This window comes from Pseudomonas multiresinivorans, from assembly GCF_012971725.1.
Classification (GTDB): domain Bacteria; phylum Pseudomonadota; class Gammaproteobacteria; order Pseudomonadales; family Pseudomonadaceae; genus Pseudomonas; species Pseudomonas multiresinivorans.
Window position 1 is genome coordinate 6,271,177 of the sequence record NZ_CP048833.1, and the last position, 20,422, is coordinate 6,291,598.

20 protein-coding genes and 1 pseudogene are annotated in these 20,422 nt (G+C 66.3%); 11 read left to right on the plus strand and 10 right to left on the minus strand.

Features of this window, described 5'->3' with window-relative positions:
• The first annotated feature begins 25 nt into the window (after positions 1–25).
• Positions 26–1,108: an endonuclease/exonuclease/phosphatase family protein gene (locus tag G4G71_RS28595; RefSeq protein ID WP_169942112.1), complete on the plus strand. Its 1,083-nt coding sequence runs from the start codon at positions 26–28 to the stop codon at positions 1,106–1,108.
• A 104-nt stretch (positions 1,109–1,212) separates the two neighbouring features.
• Positions 1,213–1,977: a substrate-binding periplasmic protein gene (locus G4G71_RS28600; protein WP_169942114.1), complete on the plus strand. Its 765-nt coding sequence runs from the start codon at positions 1,213–1,215 to the stop codon at positions 1,975–1,977.
• 113 nt (positions 1,978–2,090) lie between these two features.
• On the opposite strand, the gene hrpB is transcribed toward G4G71_RS28600, so the two are convergent.
• Positions 2,091–4,622: an ATP-dependent helicase HrpB gene (gene hrpB / locus G4G71_RS28605; RefSeq protein ID WP_169942116.1), complete on the minus strand. Its 2,532-nt coding sequence runs from the start codon at positions 4,620–4,622 to the stop codon at positions 2,091–2,093.
• A gap of 185 nt (positions 4,623–4,807) precedes the next feature.
• Here hrpB and G4G71_RS28610 point away from each other — a divergent pair, with 185 nt between their 5' ends.
• From G4G71_RS28610 to G4G71_RS28620, 3 genes are read left to right on the plus strand one after another with little or no spacing between them, the layout of a single operon-like run.
• Positions 4,808–5,224, plus strand: coding sequence for a polyribonucleotide nucleotidyltransferase (locus G4G71_RS28610; RefSeq protein ID WP_169942118.1), 417 nt, complete (start codon positions 4,808–4,810; stop codon positions 5,222–5,224).
• Between the two features lies 1 nt (position 5,225).
• The gene (locus G4G71_RS28615; RefSeq protein WP_169942120.1) at positions 5,226–5,738 is read left to right on the plus strand and encodes a DinB family protein; all 513 of its coding nucleotides are present in this window, start codon (positions 5,226–5,228) and stop codon (positions 5,736–5,738) included.
• Positions 5,738–6,634, plus strand: coding sequence for a cation diffusion facilitator family transporter (locus G4G71_RS28620; protein ID WP_054906802.1), 897 nt, complete (start codon positions 5,738–5,740; stop codon positions 6,632–6,634). The genes G4G71_RS28615 and G4G71_RS28620 overlap by 1 nt, the downstream gene beginning before the upstream one ends.
• Positions 6,635–6,640: 6 nt before the next feature.
• On the opposite strand, the gene G4G71_RS30010 is transcribed toward G4G71_RS28620, so the two are convergent.
• Positions 6,641–7,834, minus strand: coding sequence for a DUF6515 family protein (locus G4G71_RS30010; RefSeq protein WP_240964855.1), 1,194 nt, complete (start codon positions 7,832–7,834; stop codon positions 6,641–6,643).
• Positions 7,835–8,275: 441 nt separating this feature from the next.
• Between G4G71_RS30010 and G4G71_RS28630 the strand changes: the two genes are divergently transcribed.
• The gene (locus G4G71_RS28630) at positions 8,276–8,755 is read left to right on the plus strand and encodes an Lrp/AsnC family transcriptional regulator (protein WP_169942122.1); all 480 of its coding nucleotides are present in this window, start codon (positions 8,276–8,278) and stop codon (positions 8,753–8,755) included.
• Positions 8,756–9,106: 351 nt separating this feature from the next.
• Entirely contained in the window at positions 9,107–9,310 is a 204-nt protein-coding gene (locus G4G71_RS28635) for a DUF2788 domain-containing protein (protein WP_015475469.1), read from the plus strand.
• Positions 9,311–9,331: 21 nt separating this feature from the next.
• Here G4G71_RS28635 and G4G71_RS28640 read toward each other — a convergent pair whose 3' ends face one another.
• On the minus strand, positions 9,332–9,898 hold the full coding sequence (locus G4G71_RS28640) for a pseudouridine synthase (protein WP_169942860.1): 567 nt from the start codon (positions 9,896–9,898) through the stop codon (positions 9,332–9,334).
• 152 nt (positions 9,899–10,050) lie between these two features.
• Here G4G71_RS28640 and G4G71_RS28645 point away from each other — a divergent pair, with 152 nt between their 5' ends.
• A complete protein-coding gene (locus G4G71_RS28645) occupies positions 10,051–11,103 on the plus strand; it encodes an MBL fold metallo-hydrolase (RefSeq protein WP_169942124.1) in 1,053 nt (350 codons plus the stop codon).
• 211 nt (positions 11,104–11,314) lie between these two features.
• Here G4G71_RS28645 and G4G71_RS28650 read toward each other — a convergent pair whose 3' ends face one another.
• From G4G71_RS28650 to amn, 3 genes are all read right to left on the minus strand, one after another.
• The gene (locus G4G71_RS28650; protein WP_169942126.1) at positions 11,315–11,878 is read right to left on the minus strand and encodes an SEC-C metal-binding domain-containing protein; all 564 of its coding nucleotides are present in this window, start codon (positions 11,876–11,878) and stop codon (positions 11,315–11,317) included.
• A 116-nt stretch (positions 11,879–11,994) separates the two neighbouring features.
• Positions 11,995–12,771 carry a deoxyribose-phosphate aldolase gene (deoC, locus tag G4G71_RS28655; protein WP_169942128.1) on the minus strand — a complete coding sequence of 259 codons (777 nt, stop codon included), beginning with the start codon at positions 12,769–12,771 and terminating at the stop codon, positions 11,995–11,997.
• 136 nt (positions 12,772–12,907) lie between these two features.
• Positions 12,908–14,383, minus strand: a complete 1,476-nt coding sequence (amn, locus tag G4G71_RS28660; protein WP_169942130.1) for an AMP nucleosidase — start codon at positions 14,381–14,383, stop codon at positions 12,908–12,910.
• 523 nt (positions 14,384–14,906) lie between these two features.
• Here amn and G4G71_RS28665 point away from each other — a divergent pair.
• The 3 genes from G4G71_RS28665 (at position 14,907) to G4G71_RS28675 (ending at position 16,110) form a co-directional block, all read left to right on the plus strand.
• Positions 14,907–15,413 (plus strand): BRO-N domain-containing protein, encoded by a 507-nt coding sequence (locus G4G71_RS28665; protein WP_169942132.1) that lies wholly within the window; start codon positions 14,907–14,909, stop codon positions 15,411–15,413.
• Positions 15,414–15,496: 83 nt separating this feature from the next.
• Positions 15,497–15,679 carry a type II toxin-antitoxin system HicA family toxin gene (locus G4G71_RS28670; protein ID WP_169942134.1) on the plus strand — a complete coding sequence of 61 codons (183 nt, stop codon included), beginning with the start codon at positions 15,497–15,499 and terminating at the stop codon, positions 15,677–15,679.
• Positions 15,680–15,702: 23 nt separating this feature from the next.
• Positions 15,703–16,110: a type II toxin-antitoxin system HicB family antitoxin gene (locus G4G71_RS28675; RefSeq protein ID WP_169942136.1), complete on the plus strand. Its 408-nt coding sequence runs from the start codon at positions 15,703–15,705 to the stop codon at positions 16,108–16,110.
• A gap of 30 nt (positions 16,111–16,140) precedes the next feature.
• Here G4G71_RS28675 and G4G71_RS28680 read toward each other — a convergent pair.
• From G4G71_RS28680 to G4G71_RS28695, 4 genes and pseudogenes are all read right to left on the minus strand, one after another.
• Positions 16,141–16,483, minus strand: a pseudogene (locus G4G71_RS28680) (type II toxin-antitoxin system HicB family antitoxin).
• Between the two features lie 209 nt (positions 16,484–16,692).
• Entirely contained in the window at positions 16,693–18,342 is a 1,650-nt protein-coding gene (locus G4G71_RS28685; protein ID WP_169942138.1) for an acyl-CoA dehydrogenase family protein, read from the minus strand.
• Positions 18,339–19,022, minus strand: a complete 684-nt coding sequence (locus G4G71_RS28690; RefSeq protein WP_169942141.1) for a TetR/AcrR family transcriptional regulator — start codon at positions 19,020–19,022, stop codon at positions 18,339–18,341. The genes G4G71_RS28685 and G4G71_RS28690 overlap by 4 nt, the downstream gene beginning before the upstream one ends.
• Before the next feature lie 121 nt (positions 19,023–19,143).
• Positions 19,144–20,394: an OprD family porin gene (locus tag G4G71_RS28695; RefSeq protein WP_169942143.1), complete on the minus strand. Its 1,251-nt coding sequence runs from the start codon at positions 20,392–20,394 to the stop codon at positions 19,144–19,146.
• Positions 20,395–20,422: the final 28 nt, after the last annotated feature.

Genomic DNA, 20,422 nt, shown 5'->3' on the forward strand with positions numbered 1-20,422 from the left:
CAACAAGCATAGCCCCTGGTCACCCATGAGCCTCTCGCTTCGCCGTCGCGCCCTGTTCCTGCTGTTCATCGTCCTGCTGCTCGCCCTCACCGCTGCCGCCTGGCTGCTGGCCTGGCACCCTGCCGAACGCGAGAGCATCGCCGCCCAGTGCCGCACCCCCGCGCCGCAACTGCAGCCGGGCCAGGCGCTGAAGGTGATGACCTGGAACGTCCAGTACCTGGCCGGCAAGCGCTACATCTTCTGGGACGACCTGCCCGACACCACCGGCCCGGACGACAGCCCCAGCCCCGAAGACATCGCCTACAGCCTCGACGAGGTGGTCCGGGTGATCCGCGACGAGGCTCCGGACATCGTCCTGCTGCAGGAGGTGGACGACGGCGCCGCCGCCACCGGCAAGCAGGACCAGCAGGCGCTGATCGGCGATCGCCTGGCCGACCTCTACCCCTGCTCCAGCGCCGCCTTCGACTGGAAGGCACGCTTCGATCCCAATCCCCATGTGTTCGGTAGCGCCGGACGCAAGCTGGTGACCTTCAGCCGTTTCCAGATCGCCAGCAGCGAGCGCATCGCCCTGCCGCAGCGTTCATCCATCCCGCTGCTGCACCTGTTCGCCCCGCAACCGGCGCTGTTGCAGAGCGACCTGCCGATCCGCGGCGGTGGCCAGCTCAGCGTGATCAACACGCGCCTGGAACGCCCCGACGGCGACGACACCCCGCAGCGCCAGGTGGAAGCCATCGAGGCCCAGATGAACTCCCTGCAGGCCGCGGGCCGCCCCTGGCTACTGGGCGGCGATCTGGGCCTGCTGCCGCTGGGCCAGTATCCCTACCTGCCGGAAGTGCTGCGCGCGCCCTACCGCGCCAACAGCGAGCTGAACCTGCTGGCGGCGCGCTTCCCGGTGATCCCGGCGGTGGAAGAGTCCAGTGGCGCCGACCAGGAGAACTGGTACACACATTTCCCCAACGATCCGCGCGTGCACAAGCCAGACCGCACCCTCGACTACCTGTTCCACAGTCCCAGCCTGAACCGCCTGGAGGCCGGCGTACGCGGCCACGACACCCTGCGCATCTCCAATCACCTGCCGCTTTCCGCGCGTTTCCTGCTGCCCCACTGAGCGCTTCGGCACAACGCCGCCGGTGGAAGCTGGACAAGTGCGAGGCGGCGGTCGCATGCTCGGCCCGCTTCGAACAAAAACGATAACGAGCACCCAGGCCATCCATGCATTTGCGCCGTCTCGCCGGGCTGATCCTCGCCCTCCTCTGCCTCAACGCCCTGGCCGTCGACCGGCCCACGCTGGCCGACCGCCTGCCGCATCCACTGCCGGCGCTGACGGTGGGCTACTACGAATTCCCGCCCTACACCTATACCGCCCCGGATGGCAGCACCCGCGGCAGCGGTGCCGAGATGGTCCGGCGCATCCTGCTCAAGGCCGGCTACCGCGCCGACTTCCGCCCACTGCCCAGCGCCCGCCTGTACCTCGGCTTGCAGGACGGCAGCGTGCAGCTCTGGGCCGGCGCACCCGGCAAGCAGGAGCTGGCCGGCAGCACGCTGGAGTGCGAGCGCGTGCTGGGCCACGTCGAGCTGAACCTCTACCGCATGCCCTCGCGGCCCTCGCCCGAAGTGCCCGGCGGCCTGACCGGCAGCCGGGTCATCCTCATCAGCGGCTACAGCTACTGGCGACCGATCACCGACCTGCTCGCCGACCCGAAGCTGAAGCTGGAACTGCACCGCACCAGCACCCACACCGCGGCGCTGCAGATGCTCGAACGCGGCCGCGGCGACTACCTGATCGACTACCAGACGCCGGTAGAACAGGCGCGCCGGGAGCTGAATATGGCGCCACTGGCCTTCGACAACCTGTACAGCGTGCCGACCAAGCTGATCGTCTCGCGCCACGCGCCCGACGCAGAAGGCCTGCGCGCACAGCTGGACCATGCCTACGACGAATTGCAGGCGGCAGGTTACGAGATGAAATTGCCCTGACCGGGAAGACCGCTATCGCGTAGGAGCGGACTCTGTCCGCGATCGGCTCCGCTTCGCACAGAAACATCGCGGATGAATCCGCTCCTACAAGAGCAGGAGCCCTTGCGCGAATTTCAGGTCTTGCGCGGCTTCGCCCGCGCCGTCGGCTCGGCAATCAGCGGGTCATCCGGCCAGTAGTGCTTGGGATAGCGCCCCTTGAGGTCCTTCTTCACCTCGGCGTAAGTGCTACGCCAGAAGTTGGCCAGGTCCTGGGTCACCTGCACCGGCCGCTGTGCCGGAGAGAGCAGGTGCAACTTGACCGCCACCCGGCCCTGGGCGATGCGCGGCGTATCGGCGAGGCCGAACAGCTCCTGCAGGCGCACGGCAAGCACCGGCGGGAATTCGCTGTAGTCCAGGCGGATGTTCGAGCCGGACGGCACCTGCAACGTGCGCGGCGCCAGTTCATCCAGGCGTTGCGGCAATGGCCAGGGCAGCTGCGCATGGAGAATCCCGCTCAACTCCAGGTTGCCGAAATGCGAGAGCCGCGAAACCTTGCCCAGGTAAGGCAGCAGCCAATTCTCCAGCGAGCCCAGCAAGGCGGCGTCGCTGACGTCCGGCCACTCGCTTTCGCCCTTGCCCTCCAGGTCCAGCCGCCGCAGCAGCGCGATGCGTGCCTGCCACTGGCGCAGCTCCGGCGTCCACGGCAGCAGCTCCAGGCCCTTGCGGCGCACCAGCCCGAGCAGTGCGCGGCTGCGGGCTTCGGCGTCCAGATTGGGCAGCGCCTCGGTAGACAAGACCAACTCGCCGACCTTGCGCTGTCGCTCGGCGCGCAATACGCCTTCGCGCTCGTCCCAGTCCAGTTCATCGTGAACGCTGACCTGTTCGGCGAGAGTCGACTCGAATAGCGCCGGCTCCAGCGCCGCCGCCAGGTAGATGCGCTCCTCGCGCTGGCCCTGGCGGCTGCCAAGGTCGGCGATCACCAGCCAGGCTTCCTTCATCAGCGCATCCGGCTCGCCGAACAACGCGGCGCGACCATTGGCCAGGCGGTACTCGCCGCTACCGGCGCGGCGCTGGCGGGCGATACGGTCCGGGTAGGCGAAGGCCAGCAGGCCGCCGAGCCAGCGCGGATGATCGGGATCGGCAACCGGTTCACGGGCAGGACCCCGCAGGTAACCCTTGAACTGCCGCGCCAGTTGGCGAACGCGCTGCACCGCACCGCGGCTGGCGCGCGGGCCATTCTGTTCGCCGGCCAGCAGGGCGATGCGGTGATGCAGGTCGGCGTCGTTGCCGCGCAGGATGTCGCGCTCGCCCAGCAGTGCGGCCAGATCACAGGCCAATTGCCCCAGTCCCAAAGCGTGGCCGCGCAGCAGCAGGTGGGCGATTCGCGGGTGCGCCGGCACCTCGGCCATGGCCTGGCCGTGGGGCGTGAGGCTGCCGCCACCGGCGCGGGAGCCCAGCGCGCCGAGGCGCTCCAGCAGGTCCTGGGCCTGTGCATAAGCGGCGGCGGGCGGCAGGTCGAGCCAGGCCAGTTCCTGCGGAGCCACGCCCCAGCGCGCCAGTTGCAGCGCGAGGCCGGCGAGATCGGCCTGGAGGATTTCCGCCGCGCCATAGGCCGGCAGTTGATCGTGTTGCGCCTCGGACCACAGGCGATAACAGGCGCCCGGTTCCAGTCGCCCGGCACGGCCAGCGCGCTGGGTGGCGGAGGCGCGGGAAATGCGCTGGGTGTCCAGGCGGGTCATGCCGCTGCCCGGATCGAAGCGCGGCACCCGCGCCAGCCCGGCATCCACGACGACGCGCACGCCGTCGATGGTCAGGCTGGTCTCGGCGATATTCGTGGCCAGCACCACCTTGCGCTTGCCTGCCGGTGCGGGCTCGATGGCGGCGCGCTGGGCGTCCAGATCAAGTTCGCCATGCAACGGGCAGATGAGTACTTCGGGGCGACCGGCCAGTGCATCACCCAATTGTTCGGCGACGCGGCGAATCTCCGCCTGGCCGGGCAGGAACACCAGCAGGCTGCCGGGTTCATCCGCCAGCGCCTGCTGCACGGTCTGCACCACGCGCGGCTCGATGAATTCGCCGGCCTGCCAGGGGCGGCCCCATCGGATGTCCACCGGGAACATGCGGCCCTCGCTGCGCACCACCGGGGCGTCGTCCAGCAACGCGGACAAGCGCTCGCCTTCCAGGGTCGCCGACATCACCAGCACCTTGAGCGGCGGCTCGTCGCGCAGCAGCGCGCGGCCGTTGAGGGTCAGCGCCAGGGCCAGATCAGCGTCAAGGGAGCGCTCGTGGAATTCGTCGAAGATCACCAGGCCCACGCCTTCCAGCGCCGGGTCATCCTGGAGGCGGCGCGCCAGGATGCCTTCGGTAACCACCTCGATGCGCGTCTTCGGGCCGACCCTGCTGTCCAGGCGAATGCGGTAACCGACGGTCTCGCCGACTTTCTCGCCCAGCTCACTGGCCAGCCGCTCGGCAGCAGCGCGGGCAGCCAGGCGGCGTGGTTCCAGCATCAGGATCGACTGCCCGGCCAGCCACGCCTCGCCCAGCAGCGCCAGCGGCACGCGGGTGGTCTTGCCGGCGCCGGGCGGCGCTTCCAGCACCACCTCGTGGCGCGCAGCCAGGGCCTGGCGCAAGTCAGGAAGGACGCTGTCGATGGGTAGGGCGATCATGCCGGCTCCTGGAATTTCATGGGGCAGTAACCCGGTTTTCGCGGGGGCGGCGATTATAGCGGGCGAACCGCGATGCCAACTCGGCAGTCATAGAAGCAACGAGAACGCCGCATAGTGCGAATCTGCCAGCAGCGACAGCGAGCTCGTTGATATAGTTGTCCGCATCATCCTCCTGGAGGTTTTCCATGCGTCTTGCCACCCGTGTGTCCTGCGCCGTTCTGAGCGCCGCCCTGTTCAGCCAGCTGACCGCCTGCGGCACCCTGTTCTATCCCGACCGCCGCGGCCAGATCGACGGCCGCATCGACCCGGCCATCGTCGCCTTCGACGCCATCGGCCTGTTGTTCTACATCATCCCGGGGCTGATCGCCTTCGGCGTAGACTTCGCTACCGGCGCGATCTATCTGCCCGATGCGAAGTACTCCGTCGCGCCGGAAAAGCTCAAGGATGCCGTGGGTGAAGACGGCACCGTGGACAAGGCTAAACTCAAGACGATCCTCGAGCGTGAAACCGGCCGCAGCCTGCCCCTGGACGACCCGCGTCTGATCCAGCGCAGCGGCGGCCTCCAACAACTCGCCAGCCTGGGCCTGCGCCCGGAGGCCTGATATGCACGGCGCTCTCGCTTCACACCTTCAGCAACTCCTGGCGTACCACCAGTGGGCCTACGAACGCATCCTGGAGGCCGTCGCGCCCCTGGATGAAGAGGCCTACCGCGCGCCGCGCGGGCTGTTCTTCGACAGCCTGCACGGCACCCTCAACCACCTCGCGGTGGTCGATCGCATCTGGTTCGCCCGTGTGCAGCGCGAGCCCTGGCAGTTCGAGCGGCTCGACGCCGAGGCCGCGCCTGATCGCGCCGGCCTCGCCGCCTTCCTCAATGACGGTGTCGGCGCCTGGCGCCTGTGGCTGAGCAAGCAGAGCGACGCCACCCTCGGTACCCAGCTGGATTACCGCAACATGGCCGGGCAGGAACACCGCCAGAGCCTGGCGAACATCGTCCAGCACCTGGTCAACCACGGCACCCACCACCGCGGGCAGATGAGCGCGGCGATCACCGCGCTGGGCCACAAGGCGCCGCTGCTGGACTACATCTACTTCCTGCCCAACCGCCTGGACACCTGATGCTCAAGCACGCCAGCCACGCCCACCTCATGCGGCTGGCGACCTTTGCGTCGCTCGGCGTCGCCACCACCCTGATCGTCGCCAAGGCCATCGCCTGGTGGCTCAGTGGCTCGGTCAGCCTGCTGGCCGGCCTCACCGACTCGCTGCTCGACGGCGCCGCGTCCTTCCTCAACCTGCTGGCGGTGCACTACGCCATCCGCCCCGCGGACGACGACCACCGCTACGGCCACGGCAAGGCGGAATCCCTGTCGGGGCTGGCGCAGGCGCTGTTCATCGCGGTCAGCGCCGTGCTGGTCGGCGCCCAGGCCATCGACCGCCTGCAACACCCCGAACCGGTGGAAGCCGCCGGCTGGGGCATCGCGGTGATGATCCTGTCGCTGGCGCTCACCGCCGGCCTGCTGATGGTGCAGGGCTACGTGGTGAGGATCACCGGTTCCAACGCCATCCGCGCCGACTCCCTGCACTACCGCTCCGACCTGCTGCTCAACAGCAGCATCCTGGTCGCCCTGGTGCTGGCGAACTTCGGCTGGCAGCAGATGGACGCCATCTTCGGCCTGGGCATCGCCTTCTACATCCTATGGAGTTCGTTCCAGATCGCCCGCGAATCGGTTGCCGTGCTGATGGATGAGGAACTGCCGCCGGACGTCAGCACGCGCATGCTCGAACTGGTACGCGAGGTGCCCGGCGTGCTCGGCGCCCACGACCTGCGCACGCGGATTTCCGGGACGCACTGGTTCGTCCAGCTGCACCTGGAGCTGCCCGGCGAGCTGTCGCTGTCCAAGGCGCATCACCTGTGCGACGAGGCAGTGCTGGCGATCCACAAGGAATTCCCGCGGGCCGAAGTGCTGGTGCACGCCGACCCGCAGGAAGTGGTGGGCAAAGAGACGATCAGTTAGAGAGCATCAGTTGACGCTGTAGCCGCGCCCGCTCAGGCAGGCGCCGAGTGCACGGCGGTAGTTGTCGGCGACGTAGGCCGGTGGCGCATAGCTGGCCGAGGCAGGGTCGAAGCCACTTTGTTGCACGGCCCAGCCGTGGCATTCGTAGCGGTCACGGGCCTGCTGGTCCGGTCCCTGGTTATACATCGGATAGGCAATCACGTCGTAAGGCGAAGACTGAGCAACGGCCACCGGTTGCTGCTGGGGCGGCGCCACCACTTCGTAGTCCTGCGAGCTGGCCTGCCACAGGTAGTAGGTACCGGCGGCCAGGAAGTAGCCAATACTGCCGATCCACACCTGCTCGGCATAGGACGGCAGGTAGCGTACGCGCACGCCGTAGGGCGGCGTCACTACCACGTAGCGCGCGCCATAAGGGCGATACCAGTAGCCATCGTTGAAGTAATAGTCGCTGCCACGATAGGGCACACGGTAATGCCCCGACGGCATGTTGCTGGTGACGTAGCCCGGCCGCCAGTAGGACGGATGCGGGCCCCAGTTGCCGTGGTTGGGCGGCGGACGCCCCTGCCAGCCGCTCGCCGGCGGGTGTACCTCGTGGGAGCCGAACTTGCCGTTGTTGTCGCGATCGGCCGGCGGGCGGCTCTGCCATTGGTTATCGCCATACCCCGGAGGCCGGCCCTGCCCCTGCCATTGGTTGCCGTTACCGCCGTTGTGGCCATTGTTGCCGTTCTGGCCCGGCGGTCGACCGTGCCACTGGCCATCGCTATTGCCGTTGTTGCCCGGGGGCCGACCCTGCCACTGGCCAGCGTTGTTGCCGTTGCTGCCCGGCGGATGACCCTGCCACTGGCCAGCGTTGTTGCCGTTGCTGCCCGGCGGATGACCTTGCCACTGACCGCCGTTATTGCCGTGATTGCCCGGGGGACGTCCTTGCCACTGACCATTGTTGCCGCCGCCGGGTGGACGCCCCTGCCAGCCGCCGCCAGAGTTGCCGGGAACCTCGTGGGAGCCGAATTTGCCTCCGCCTGAACTGCTGGAACTGCCGGAGCCACCCGACGGCCGCCCCTGGCCACCGCCCTGACTCTGCGGCTGCCCCTGTCCACTCTGCACTTCCGCGCCGCCAAAGCCGGCAGCCGTGACAGTCTGCACTGCCAGCGCCAGCGAAAGCACAGCAAACGAGGCGCACTGCCAGATGCCCGACTTCATGAATTCCTCACTTCGGCTCCTGCCGAAAACAGTGATGCGACATTGCCATAGACCACGGCGCAAAGCCCGCATTGCAAGGCGTTGGGTAAAGTCAGGGTAAAGATGACGGGCAAATCGCGGGCAAGAAAAAAGGGAGGCTCGTCAGCCTCCCTTTGTGGAATCTCGTCCTGCTCGTCGCTGTTGGCGCCGGCTCACCTCGCTCCGCCTTCTGGGCAGTGCGTAGCCCGGTGGCCGGCGCGATCCTGTGGGGTCGGCGGGCCGCGAAGCGCCTGATTGGGCGGATCGCTGGGGGACGTTATGTCCGGGCTGTGAATCTGGAAGAAATAGTACGGCGACAGAGCGGATAAATGATTGCTAAGATTGCTCATACAGGCACCACCTGAGCAACAAACAGCTAAAAATTACGCCAAAAGCGCAATTCATTTAACTTCCGAGGCTTTCATGGACAAGCTGGACCGCTACGACCTGCGAATTCTTGCCGAACTGCAACGCGACGCACGCATCTCCAACCAGGAGCTGGCCGAACGCATCGGCCTGTCGCCCTCCCCCTGCTCGCGGCGGGTCAAGCAGCTCGAGGACGATGGCTACATCGTCCGCCAGGTCGCCCTGCTGGACAGCAAGAAGCTCGGCCTGAGCCTCACCGCCTTCGTGCTGATCGGCATGGACCGGCACACCCCGGAGCGTTTCGAGCACTTCCAGCAGATCATCGGCAAGTGCCCCGAGGTGCTGGAATGCAGCCTGGTGACCGGGATGGACGCGGATTACCAGCTCAAGGTGATGGTGCCGGACATGGAGCACTACCAGCACTTTCTGCTCGGCACCGTGACCCGCATCGAAGGGGTGACCAGCGTGCGCTCGAGCTTCGTGCTGCGCAACGTACTGGCCAGCACCGAATTACCGCTGGACCACCTGCGTATCTGATCGTCTTTCTGTAGGACCGAGGGGGGCGCCTAGCCCTTGCTCGCGAACGGAGCCTGCCGGGCACGCCGGTGCCGTGCGGTTCGCGAGCAAGCTCGCTCCTACAACTTGTGCCCCTGCGACACAGCAGCGCACCCCGCCTCCCGCCGAACGAAATCGATACCGGAGATTTCCCCGCCAGCCGGGCCGCGGCGCGAACTTTCGCGGCATTGCGTCCGTCGCGCAGGAGGAACTGTTCAATTTATGAACGGCTCTGAACGACAAAGCACCGCATGCGTATAATGCGCGCCTTCTCCACCACCACCCTCAGTCCCGGCGCCCCACGAGACACATCCGTACCGGGCAGGAGCAGCAATGAACGAAAGTTTCGAAGACTGGATGATGTATGGCCTGGTGACCGGCCTGATCCTGTTCATGGCCTTCATCGTCTGGGACCTCGCCAAGAAGTCCAAGGCCGGCCGCATGGGCACCATGGTGCTGTTCTTCGCACTGGGCCTGGGCGTACTCGGCTTCCTGATCAAGTCCGTGGTCGTCGCCGGACTCGAAGGCGGCTTCTGACGCCCGCCTCGCCCCGGACTGTCAGAGTTCGGGGCTGACTTCCCGCCACTCTCCCGGCTGCAGCCCATCCAGCTGCCACGGCCCGATGCGCACGCGCACCAGGCGCAGCGTGGGCAGGCCGACTGCCGCCGTCATCCGCCGTACCTGGCGGTTTCGACCCTCGCGGATCACCAACTCCAGCCACGCCGTGGGCACCGACTTGCGGAAGCGCACCGGCGGGTCGCGCTCCCACAACTGCGGTTCTTCCAGCCGCCGGGCCTCGGCCGGCAAGGTCGGGCCGTCGTTGAGCTGCACGCCCTTGCGCAGTTGTTCCAGTTGCTCGTCGCTCGGCTCGCCTTCCACCTGCACCCAGTACGTTTTCGGCAGCTTGTGCTTCGGGTCGGCGATCCGCGCCTGCAGGCGGCCGTCGTTGGTCAGCAGCAACAGGCCTTCGCTGTCGCGGTCCAGGCGCCCGGCCGGATAGACGCCCGGCACATCGACAAAATCCTTCAGCGTTGCGCGGCCGTCGCTGTCGTTGAACTGCGTCAGCACGTCGAACGGCTTGTTCAGCAGGATGAGCTTCGGTTGCGCCGGCGGCGCCTTGGCCACGCGACGGGGCGCAGGACGAGGAGCGGGACGGCGATTGGCGGGGCGCGGAGGACGGGGCATGGCGAAAAGACTGGTAACCGAGGTTGGGGGGTACGGCGAATGCCCGGCATGCTAGGTTGTGCCGAGTACTCATCGCAAGAGCACGCACGAGCATGCCCATGAGCCACCCCACCTGGCTGATCACCTTGCAGAATCTCAGCGGCCGCCTCGGCGCCCGCTATCGCGGCCCGCAGACCGCGCATTTCGACGGCACCCGCTTTCATAACCTCGACCGCCAACCGCACAACGGCCTGCGCGCCTTCCTCAAATGGCAACGCGAACGCGGCCGCAAGCAGGAGTGGATTGCCCAGCCCGGCCCCAACGCCCGCCCGGAGACGCCGGCCCGCGTCGAAGGCGACGAACTGCGCGTCACCTACATCAACCACGCCACCCTGCTGATCCAGCATCGCGGCCTGAACATCCTCACCGATCCGCTCTGGTGCCAGCGCACCAGCCCGTTCAGCTTCGTCGGCCCCAAGCGCGTGCACCCGCCGGGCCTGGCGCTGGACGAGCTGCCGCCGATCAACCTGATTCTGGTCAGCCACAACCACTACGACCACCTGGATATCCACAGCCTGCGCGAGCTGGCCCGGCGCTTCCCGTCCGCAAAAGTGGTGACCGGCCTGGGCAACGGCGAGCTGATCCGCGCCTGCGGCTTCACTGACATCGACGAGCTGGACTGGTGGCAGAGCCTGCCGATGCCCGAGGGCATGCTGCTCACCGGCGTGCCGGCGCAACACTGGTCGGCGCGCTCGCGGCGCGATACCAACCGCACGCTGTGGATGGGCTTCGTGCTGGAATCGCCGGATGGCCCGTTGCTGTTCCCCGGCGATACCGGCCTGGGCGAGGAGTTCGGCCTGATGCACGAGCGCTTCGGTCCCATGCGCTTCGCTGCCCTGCCCATCGGCGCCTACGAGCCGCGCTGGTTCATGCGCCACCACCACATGAACCCGGATGACGCGGTGCAGGCACACCAGCATCTCGACTCGCAGTGCAGCATGGCGATCCATTTCGGCACCTTCCGCCTGAGCGACGAAGGGCAGTTCACGCCGGTCAGCGACCTGGCCAAGTCCCTGGAGCAGCGCGGCGTGGCCGCGGAGCGTTTCCGGGCGCCAAAGCCGGGAGAGCAGTGGCTGGTGCCGCCGATGCCGGATGTCTCCTTGTAGGAGCGAGCTTGCTCGCGAATGCGCTTCCCGGCAGCTGTGGTGCTGGGCGATTCGCGAGCAAGCTCGCTCCTACAGAAAGCCGGGCGTAACGCCCCCCACGAAAGCGCGCGGCGGTTGCCTCTGGGCAGGAGCGGACTCCGTCCGCGATAGGTTGGCACCCGTGCCAGTGTCTCAAAAAGTCGCCAGCAGCTCGCTCCCACGAAGAGCAGTCTCAGTTCTCGCGAACCCGCTTGCTGCAGCAATTGCGATAGCGCTTGCCGCTGTTGCACGGGCACGGCTTGTCGCCGCTGCCGCCCAGCTCCAGCCAGCTTTCCAGCCGTTGGCGCATGGACTCGCGAACCTCCCGGCGCTCGTCATCCATCTGCGGTTTGCTCAACTCGCGGCTGAGCCAGAGGTAGTCCTCCAGCAGCTCGTCACGCTCCAGCGCATGCAGCTGTTCGGCCAGCGGTACACCTTCGTAACGGCGCTTCGGGTCGGGCAGGAAGGCGATGGCCTCGCCGCCCGGCAGCACGTTCCACAGGCGGCCCTGGGCATCGCGCCAGCAGGCGCTGAAGCCGGCACGCAAGGCCAGGCCCGGCCACTCCTCCAGGCACCAGCCGTCTACCCGTTCCCCACCGAGGCCTTCCACCGCCTTGCCCACGGAGAACCAGGGTTCACCGGCGATGCTGTCAGGCAGCGGAAGCGGCGCGGCGACTTCGGGCGTGCCGTTTTCCACCAGGCGGCGGGCGAAGCGGCGCAAGGGGTTGGTCAGGTGCGAGGGGGCGCGGAAGGGCATGCAATCACCAGCAGAAGAGGTCGGCAAAGGTCCGACCGGAGGGTCGCGCCACGGTTCCCCGTGGCGCGGGAGGCGAGCATTCTAGGCCCGCCTCGGGCTGCGTCAACGCGGGCGGTTCAGTAGCTGCGCGTGGAGATGGGCTTGGCCTCGGCGCCCAACTCGCGCAGCAGATCATCGAGCAACGACGAAGCCCCGAAGCGCAGATGCTCCGGGGTGATCCAGCCAGCGCCGAAACGCTCCTCCACCAGCGCCCGGTAGCCCTGCGCATCGGCCAGCGTGCGCAGCCCGCCGGAGACTTTCAGGCCGACCTTGCCACCCTCTTCCTCGATGGTTTCAAGCATCACCCGCACGGCATCCGGCGTGGCATTCACCGCCGTCTTGCCGGTACTGGTCTTAAGGAAGTCGGCGCCGCCAGCGATGGCTTCGCGACAGGCCGTGCGGATCAGTTCCGGATCGTCCAGTTCGCCGGTCTCCAGGATCACCTTGAGCCGGTGGTACGGCCCGCACAGCGTCTTGCAGGTACGGATCAGTTCCACCGCGCCGGTTGGCTCGCCGGCCTTGAGCTTACGCCACGGATAGACTAGGTCGATCTCGTCCGCGCCTTCGGCGAGGGTCTTGCGTACCTCCTCCACGACATCGGCCAGCGGAGCGTTGCCAGCGGGGAAGTTGCACACGCTGGCGACCTTCACGCTGCGTCCGCCCAAGGTGTTGAGCGTGCGGCGCGCCACGTGCACCAGCTTCGGCGAAACACACACTGCCGCCACGTCGCCGTAGGGCGTCAGCGCGCGGCGACAGAGGTCCACAGTGCTTTGCAGGTCATCGCCGGCGTTCAGCGAAGTCAGGTCGAGCAGGGCGAGCACGCGGCCCGCCGGGGTCTTGCGAGGATCGGTCATCGGCAACACTCTCCATCGGCTTTCTTCAGCACCGTAGGGCGGATAACGCTGGCGCGTTATGCGCCCTACGCTGCTTCCTTGATGCAGCTGAGGCGACCACCATCCCCCCGGCAGGCGCTCCGCGCCCTGTCGCAGATCAGCGGAACGGCGGCTCGTCGAAACTGCGCAGCTTGCGCGAGTGCAGCGAGTTGAGCTGGGTGCGCAGCAGGTCGACGGCGGCGATGCCGATGGACAGGTGCTGGCTCACCGCGCGCTGGTAGAACGCCGTGGCGGCACCGGGCAGCTTGATCTCGCTGTGCAGCGGCTTGTCCGAGACGCACAGCAGCGTGCCGTAGGGCACCCGCAGGCGGTAGCCCTGGGCGGCGATGGTGCCGCTTTCCATGTCCACCGCAATCGCCCGCGCCAGGTTGATCAGCGGGCGCTCCTGGGCCCAGTGCAGCTCCCAGTTGCGGTCGTCGTAAGTAAGCACGGTGCCCGTGCGCAGGCGGCGCTTGAGCTGGTCGCCGCGTTCGCCGGTGACCAACGCGGCGGCTTCTTGCAGCGCCAGCTGCACTTCGGCCAGCGCCGGAATCGGGATGTGCGGCGGCAGCACGCGGTCGAGAATGCCGTCGCGGCGCATGTAGGCGTGGGCCAGCACGTAGTCGCCAATGGTCTGCGACTGCCGCAGGCCTCCGCAGTGGCCGACCATCAGCCAGCAGTGCGGTCGCAGCACGGCGAGGTGGTCGGTGATGTTCTTCGCGTTGGACGGGCCGACACCGATGTTCACCAGGGTCACGCCGTCGCCATCCTCGGCGATCAGGTGGTAAGCCGGCATCTGGAAGCGATGCCACTCGACGCTGGCGACGATGGCATTGGCCTCGCCGGCATCAAGGCCGCGCTCGATGATCACATTGCCCGGCAACACCATGCGCACGAAGCGCGGGTCATCGCGCAGGCGCTCCAGGCCCAGGTGGATGAACTGGTCGACGTAGCGGTGGTAGTTGGTCAGCAGGATCCACGGCTGCACATGGCGCCAGTCGCTGCCGGTGTAATGCACCATGCGGCGCAGGGAGAAGTCGGTACGCGCGGCGTCGAACAGCGCCAGCGGCATCGGGTCGGCGTTCTCCCATTCGTACAGGCCGTCAGCCACGCCATCGGAAGTGGCCGACAGGTCGGTGCTGGGGAAAACCCGCGCCAGCTCGGCGGCGGTCACGCCGGAGCCGCCCAGCTCGTCGCCGCTCTCCACCACGTAGGGGTAAGGAATGTTCTGCTGGCTGACACCGACTTCCACGCGCACGGTGAAATCTTCCATCAGCGGGCGTAGCTGCTCGAGCAGGTATTTGCGGAAGGCCTTGGGCTGGGTGATGGTCACCGCGTAAGTGCCGGGCACCTGGACCTTGGCGTAGGCGCGGGTGGTGGATGGCACTTCGCCCTGGCACAGGTAGGTCACCCGCAGCAGCGGGTAGCGGAATTGTTCGCGCTGCTGCGCGTCGGGAACTTCGCGGTCCTTCAGGTACCGCTTGAGCGCCTGGTTCAGGGCGCCGGTGGCGCGCTCGTGGAGCACGGCCAGTTGATCGACGGCCTCTTCGGCGGTCTGCGCGACGAAGAACTCGTCGCCAGTCGTAAGACTCATGGTGGGCATCCTGTCTGAACGATCAGCTCCATCTTGCCTGCTTCCGTCACAGAAAGGGATGACAGATTGAACACCGGCAGGACGAGCGGAAGGGTTGAAGAAAGCCTATGACAGAATCAATGCCCGCGAGTGCGGATGACAGCCCGAATTACCAGGCGGACTTCCGTTTTCGTATATCGCGTGTCGGGGCGTCCCAAGCTGCCGGAAGCGTCTTGTTTATCGAGGTGCCGCCGTTAGATTGGCCGCGCTGCGGTCAATCCCGCAGCCGGGTTTGACGGCCTGACAATTTTTGGACGCACTTGCGTCTTGCGATGAGTGTGAAGGTGGCGAGCACCTTTACATACCATTGTGCATCTGCATTTCATGCAGTCACGCTCAATGGCCGGTCGCGCAGGGAGGCCCATTCTCTGGATGGGTCTGCCGGTTTGTCCAAATGCCGGTCCGTCAACCCCGCGCGATCTGCCACCCTTCGATTGACGGCGGCGGGGGCAGGTACCTTCACTCAATTTGGACTGGTACCTCAATGAATAACGAAGTTCTCAACGCAACTGTGTTCATGCGCCATCAGCGCCCGCTTCGCGCCCTGATGCTGGAAGATCAACCCTGGTTCGCCGCCCGTGACCTGGGCGGCCTGATGAGCTGCCAGGCCGAACACTTCACCCAGCATCGCCTCGACGCCGACCTGCGCCGCCAGGTACGCCTTCAAACCCAAAGTGGCGAGGAAGAGACCTGGCTGGTCAGCGAAGCCGGCTTCTTCACCCTGCTCACCCGCTACCGCCACGCGGAAAACCGCAGCCTACGGCAGTGGGTAACCCAGGAAGTCATCCCCGCCCTGCGCGGCCCCACCCTCCCCGTCCAGCACCCACGCCGCTCCCTGCTGCGCTGGGAAAGCCGTGACATCGCCCTGCTGGAGTGGAACGACCAACTGTGGGTCCGCTACAGCGATGTGCCGCAATTGCTCCAGCCCAAAACCGACACTATGCCCCGCACCGGCTGGTGGCGCTCGCTACGATCGCGAACGGGTATCTGAACAAACATGCCTCCAGGGTTATTCAACTAACTTTAAATATAACCCTGGAGGTATTAAAATGATCATCAGCAAAGGATGAGGCCGTGCAGAACAGGGAGCTGATCAAGGAACTGGAAGCAGCAGGATGGGCGCTTCAACGGATTACCGGCAGCCATCATGTCTTCACTCACCCCAACCGCTCTTACTCGGTTCCCGTTCCTCATCCGAAGAAGGACCTACCCATCGGCACGGTACGAAGCATCAGAAAGCGCGCCGGCCTGATTTGATTCGACGCATTCAGGAGGCTGACATGCAATACCCAATCGCCATCGAATGGGGCAACGACGAAACGGCCATCGGTATCCACATTCCGGACATTCCCGGAGCAGTCACTGCTGGCGACACCTACGAGGAGGCGTATGCAGCGGCCGTCGAAGTCGCGCACCTCATGCTCGAAGAGATTGCCGGAGCCGGCCAGGAAGTACCCTTTCCGAGCAGCGTCGCAGCGCACCGCAGCCATCCTGATTTCGAAGGAATGGGCTGGGGCCTGCTGGAAATCGATATCACCCCGTACCTGGGCAAGACCGAAAAGGTCAACGTCACCCTACCCGGCTACATCATCCAACGCATCGACAACCATGTACGCCTGCACGGCGTAAAGAGTCGCTCTTCGTTCCTGGCGACTGCCGCACTGGAAAAACTCACCCGCGGCGCATGACAGCTGTCAGCCAGGCGCCAGAGAAATCTCTTAAGCGTGCTGCTCGATGTACTCACTCAACGCGCGGCGCGTCAGGTCGTTCAGCGTGATGTTCTGCTGGATGGCCGCGATGCTGGCCGCCATATGCAGTTCGTGGCCCACGCGCACGTTGAAGGAGCCCTTGCAGGGGATTTCCGGTTCGACGCCCCTCCCAGCGCAGTCAGCCAGGTAGTCATCGACCGCCCCCCCTGAACGAGCCGGCCAGCCCGGCGACGGTTTCGCCTTCGTAATTGACCAGGGCGCGGATGAACAGCAGCTTGCCGAACAGGCAGTTGACTTCCGGGCTGGCTTCGATGGAGCCGTAGTAACCCCGGTGCTGCAACAGATTGTTCATCGGATCAGTCCTCCGCTTTTCAGTTGCTCAACCACCTGACGCTTGGCATAGGCCTTCAATTCGTTAGATCAAGGCAACCTCACTGCTGAGCTGCCCGTACCGAAATGAACACCAACGAGGCTCATCCCGGTACCAGCGAAGAACACTCCTCCTGCAACCTATTGATCGGCCAGCGACCGTTCAACCCGAAAACTTCTACTGAAATTTCCTCACGCCAGATGCGGCGTCGCCCGCGCCACCAGTGCTTCCACGTTCACCCCGCGCGGCAGGGTGCCGTAGACGCGGCCGCCGTCGTCCAGGCGGCTGGCGATGAAGGCGTCGGAGACCACCGAGTTGCCCGCTTCCAACAGGAGCTTGGCCTGCAGGGCGACGGCGACGTTCTCGGTGAGCTGGCGGGCGCGGTACTGGATGTCCTGGGTGTCGGCGAACGAAGCCTTGAGGTTGCCGATGAACGAGGCCAGGCGCGCGTCACCATGACCGTCGCCCAGCTCGGCGAACAGTGCGTCGAGCACGCCGGGCTCCTTGGACAGGGCGCGCAGCACGTCCAGGCACTGCACGTTGCCCGAGCCTTCCCAGGTGGAGTTGACCGGCGCTTCGCGGTACAGGCGCGGAAGGATGGTGTCCTCGACGTAGCCGGCGCCGCCCAGGCATTCGGCAGCTTCGTTGATCATCACGGGGGCACGTTTGCAGATCCAGTATTTGCCCACGGCGGTAACCAGGCGGGCGAACTTGTCTTCCTGTTCGTCGTGCAGGTGGTCCAGGGCGCGGCCCATGCGCATGGTCAGGGCCAGCGCGGCTTCGCTTTCCAGGGCGAGGTCGGCCAGCACGTTCTGCATCAGCGGTTGCTCGGCCAGCACGCGACCGCCGACCTGGCGGTAGGCGCAGTGGTGCGCGGCCTGGGTCAGCGCCTGGCGCATCAGCGAGCTGGAACCGATCATGCAGTCGAAGCGGGTCATGGCGACCATCTCGATGATGGTCGGCACGCCGCGGCCTTCCTCGCCGACCATCCACGCCAGCGCGCCCCGGTATTCCACTTCGCTGGAGGCGTTGGACCAGTTGCCCAGCTTGTTCTTCAGGCGCTGGATGTAGAACTCGTTGCGGCTGCCGTCCGGGCGGTGGCGCGGCAGCAGGAAGCAGGTCAGGCCCTTGTCGGTGTAGGCCAGGGTGAGGAAGGCGTCGCACATCGGCGCCGAGCAGAACCACTTGTGGCCGACCAGCTCGTAGGCCTGGCCCGGGCCGGGAATGCCCACCGGGTAGGCGCGGGTAGTATTGGCGCGCACGTCGGTACCACCCTGCTTCTCGGTCATGGCCATGCCGATGGTGGCGCCGGCCTTCTGCTCGATGGGCAGGTTGCGCGGGTCGTATTCGGTGGAAAGGATCTTCGGCAGCCACTTCTCGGCGATGTCCGGCTGCAGGCGGATAGCCGGCACGCTGGCAAAGGTCATGGTCAGCGGGCAGCCGGTGCCGGCCTCCGCCTGGCTGTGCAGATAGCTGAGGCCGGCGCGGGCAACGTGGGCGCCGGCACGCGGGTCGGTCCAGGGCATGGACGGGATACCGGCCTCGATGGAGGCGCGCATCAGCTCGTGGTAGGCCGGGTGGAATTCGATCAGGTCGACGCGATGGCCGTAGCGGTCATGGGACTTGAACACCGGCTTGTTCTCGTTGGCCAGAAAGCCCGCCGCCATCAGCGGGCCACCCGCCAGCGCGCCATAGGCGTCGAGCTTCTGCTCGGCGAAGCCGCCGCCGTAGCGGCGCACCCACTCCTGCAGCGGCACGTCGACGCGATAGAGGTTGGCGCCATCCAGCGGCGGCACCTGGTTGGTCACTTCGTGGGTCTCGGCGTACTGGTGCGGGATCATGGCTGGTCCTCCATCACAGGCGTGGGCCTGGCAGGTTTTGGCAAAGCAGCAGGGAACGCACCGACGGCGCGCAGGCAGAAGTTCACGAGGGCGTCGCTGACGTCCTCCAGGGAAACCTTGGACTCACCGGCATCCCGCGCGGCGCGGGCCGGCGGCGAGAGCGGGCCGATCAGCGCCTCGGCGATGGCGCCGACCAGGCAGGCGGCAGTGAGTTGCACCGGCTGGGACTGGAACTCTCCGGTGGCGATACCCTGCTCCAGCAGCGTGGTGAACAGTGCGGCATAGGCTTCGCGGTAGACCAGGCGCTGCTCGTCCACCTCTGGATCAACTGGCTCGGCGATCAGCGCAAAGGCCAGTTGGCGGCTACCCCAGGCACGGGCGGCGAACTGGTGGAGGCCTCGATTCAGGCGCTCGGCGGCGCTGCCCGAATCCTTCAGTAGCACGCCCAAGGCATCGACCTCGCGCTGGCTGGCGCGGGCGAAGACTTCGGCGGCCAGTTCGCCCTTGCCGCTGAAGTGCCGATAGAGGCTGCCGGTGGCGATGCCAGCGTCATCCGCCAGGCTCTGCATGGTCAGCGCGGCGAAGCCGCCGTCGGCAACCCGCGCCAGCGCCAGCTCGAGGATGCGCTCGCGCTGTTCACCGTCCTTTTGCAAGCGGGCCTCGGTTTGCCGGTAAGCCATGGTCTGAACCCTGATTCATTGCATTGAAAGCAGTGAATCACGGTTCAGACTTTACCTGAAAGGGACATTCCCGCCACGGACGGGGCGATTCTGGCCAAACCGCCACCGCCCGTAACGATGATTACCAGAGCGGCATCTGGTAGCTGACGATGACCCGTGTTTCGTCGATGTCGTTGCCGAAGTCGCTGCGGAAGGCGCCGTTACGCACCTTGAAACCAAGGTTCTTGAACGGGCCGTTCTGCACCACGTAGCCGATGTCGGTGTCGCGCTCCCATTCCTTGCCGCGCCCCTGGCCGTTGAGCAGGTCGATGTGGTCGCCCTGCAGGTAGCGCGTCATGAAGGTCAGGCCGGGCAGGCCAAGGCCGGCGAAGTCATAGTCGTAGCGCGCCTGCCAGGAGCGTTCGTCCTTGTTGGCGAAGTCGCCGATCTGCACGAAGTTGGTCAGGTACGGGTCGGTGCCGGACAGGTAGGCGAAGCCGGTGTCGCCGGACATGCGCTGGTAGCCCACGCCGAAGCCGCTGCCGCCGATGCGGTAGGTGAACAGTGCGTTGAGCGCGCGGTTGTCGACATTGCTGCCGCCATCATCGGTGGAACTCGCCCAGCGGATGTCGGACTTGAGCGACTGGCCCTCGGCGATGGGCAGCGTGTGGACCACGCTCAGGTAGTGCTGGCGGTAGAAGTTTTCCAGGCCGCCGTAGTGGTAGCTGGTGCTGAGGTTATCGGTCCAGCGGTAGGTGCCGCCGGCGAGGTTGAAGCGGTCGCTGCTGGTATGGCTGCCGAGCACGATGTTGCGCTTGTTGCCACGGGTCATCGACAGGTCTTCGTCGTTGGTCGAGTCGCGTTGCTTCACCTGGCGCAGCTGGCCGAGTTGCGCGGTGAGGCCGTCGATCTCGTTGATCTCGGCGAGGCCACCCTGGAAGGTCTGCGGGTGCAGGCGGGTATCGTTGTACTGCACCACCGGCATTTTCGGCAGCAGCGTGCCGACCTTCAGGGTGCTCTTGGAGGCACGCAGCTTGGCGGTCACGCCCAGGTCGCTGTAGTCGTCGGCGGCGCGCTTGTCGCTGGCCGAATACGGCAGCAGGCCGGAGCCGGTACGGTCGGGGCTGGAGTCCAGCTTGATGCCCAGCAGGCCGAGCGCATCGACGCCCACGCCGACCGTGCCCTCGGTGTAGCCCGACTCGAAGCGCAGCAGGAAACCCTGCGCCCACTCCTCGGATTTCGACTGCGCGGCACCGCTCTGGCGATAGTCGCGGTTGAAGTAGAAATTGCGCAGTTCCAGGTTGGCCTTGCTGTCCGCGATGAAGTCCGCGTGGGCGAACAGAGGCAGGCAGGCGAAGCTCGAAACGAGCGCCCGTACGGGAAGATTTTTCATTGTTGTTGTCTCTTCGTCAGGTGAGGTG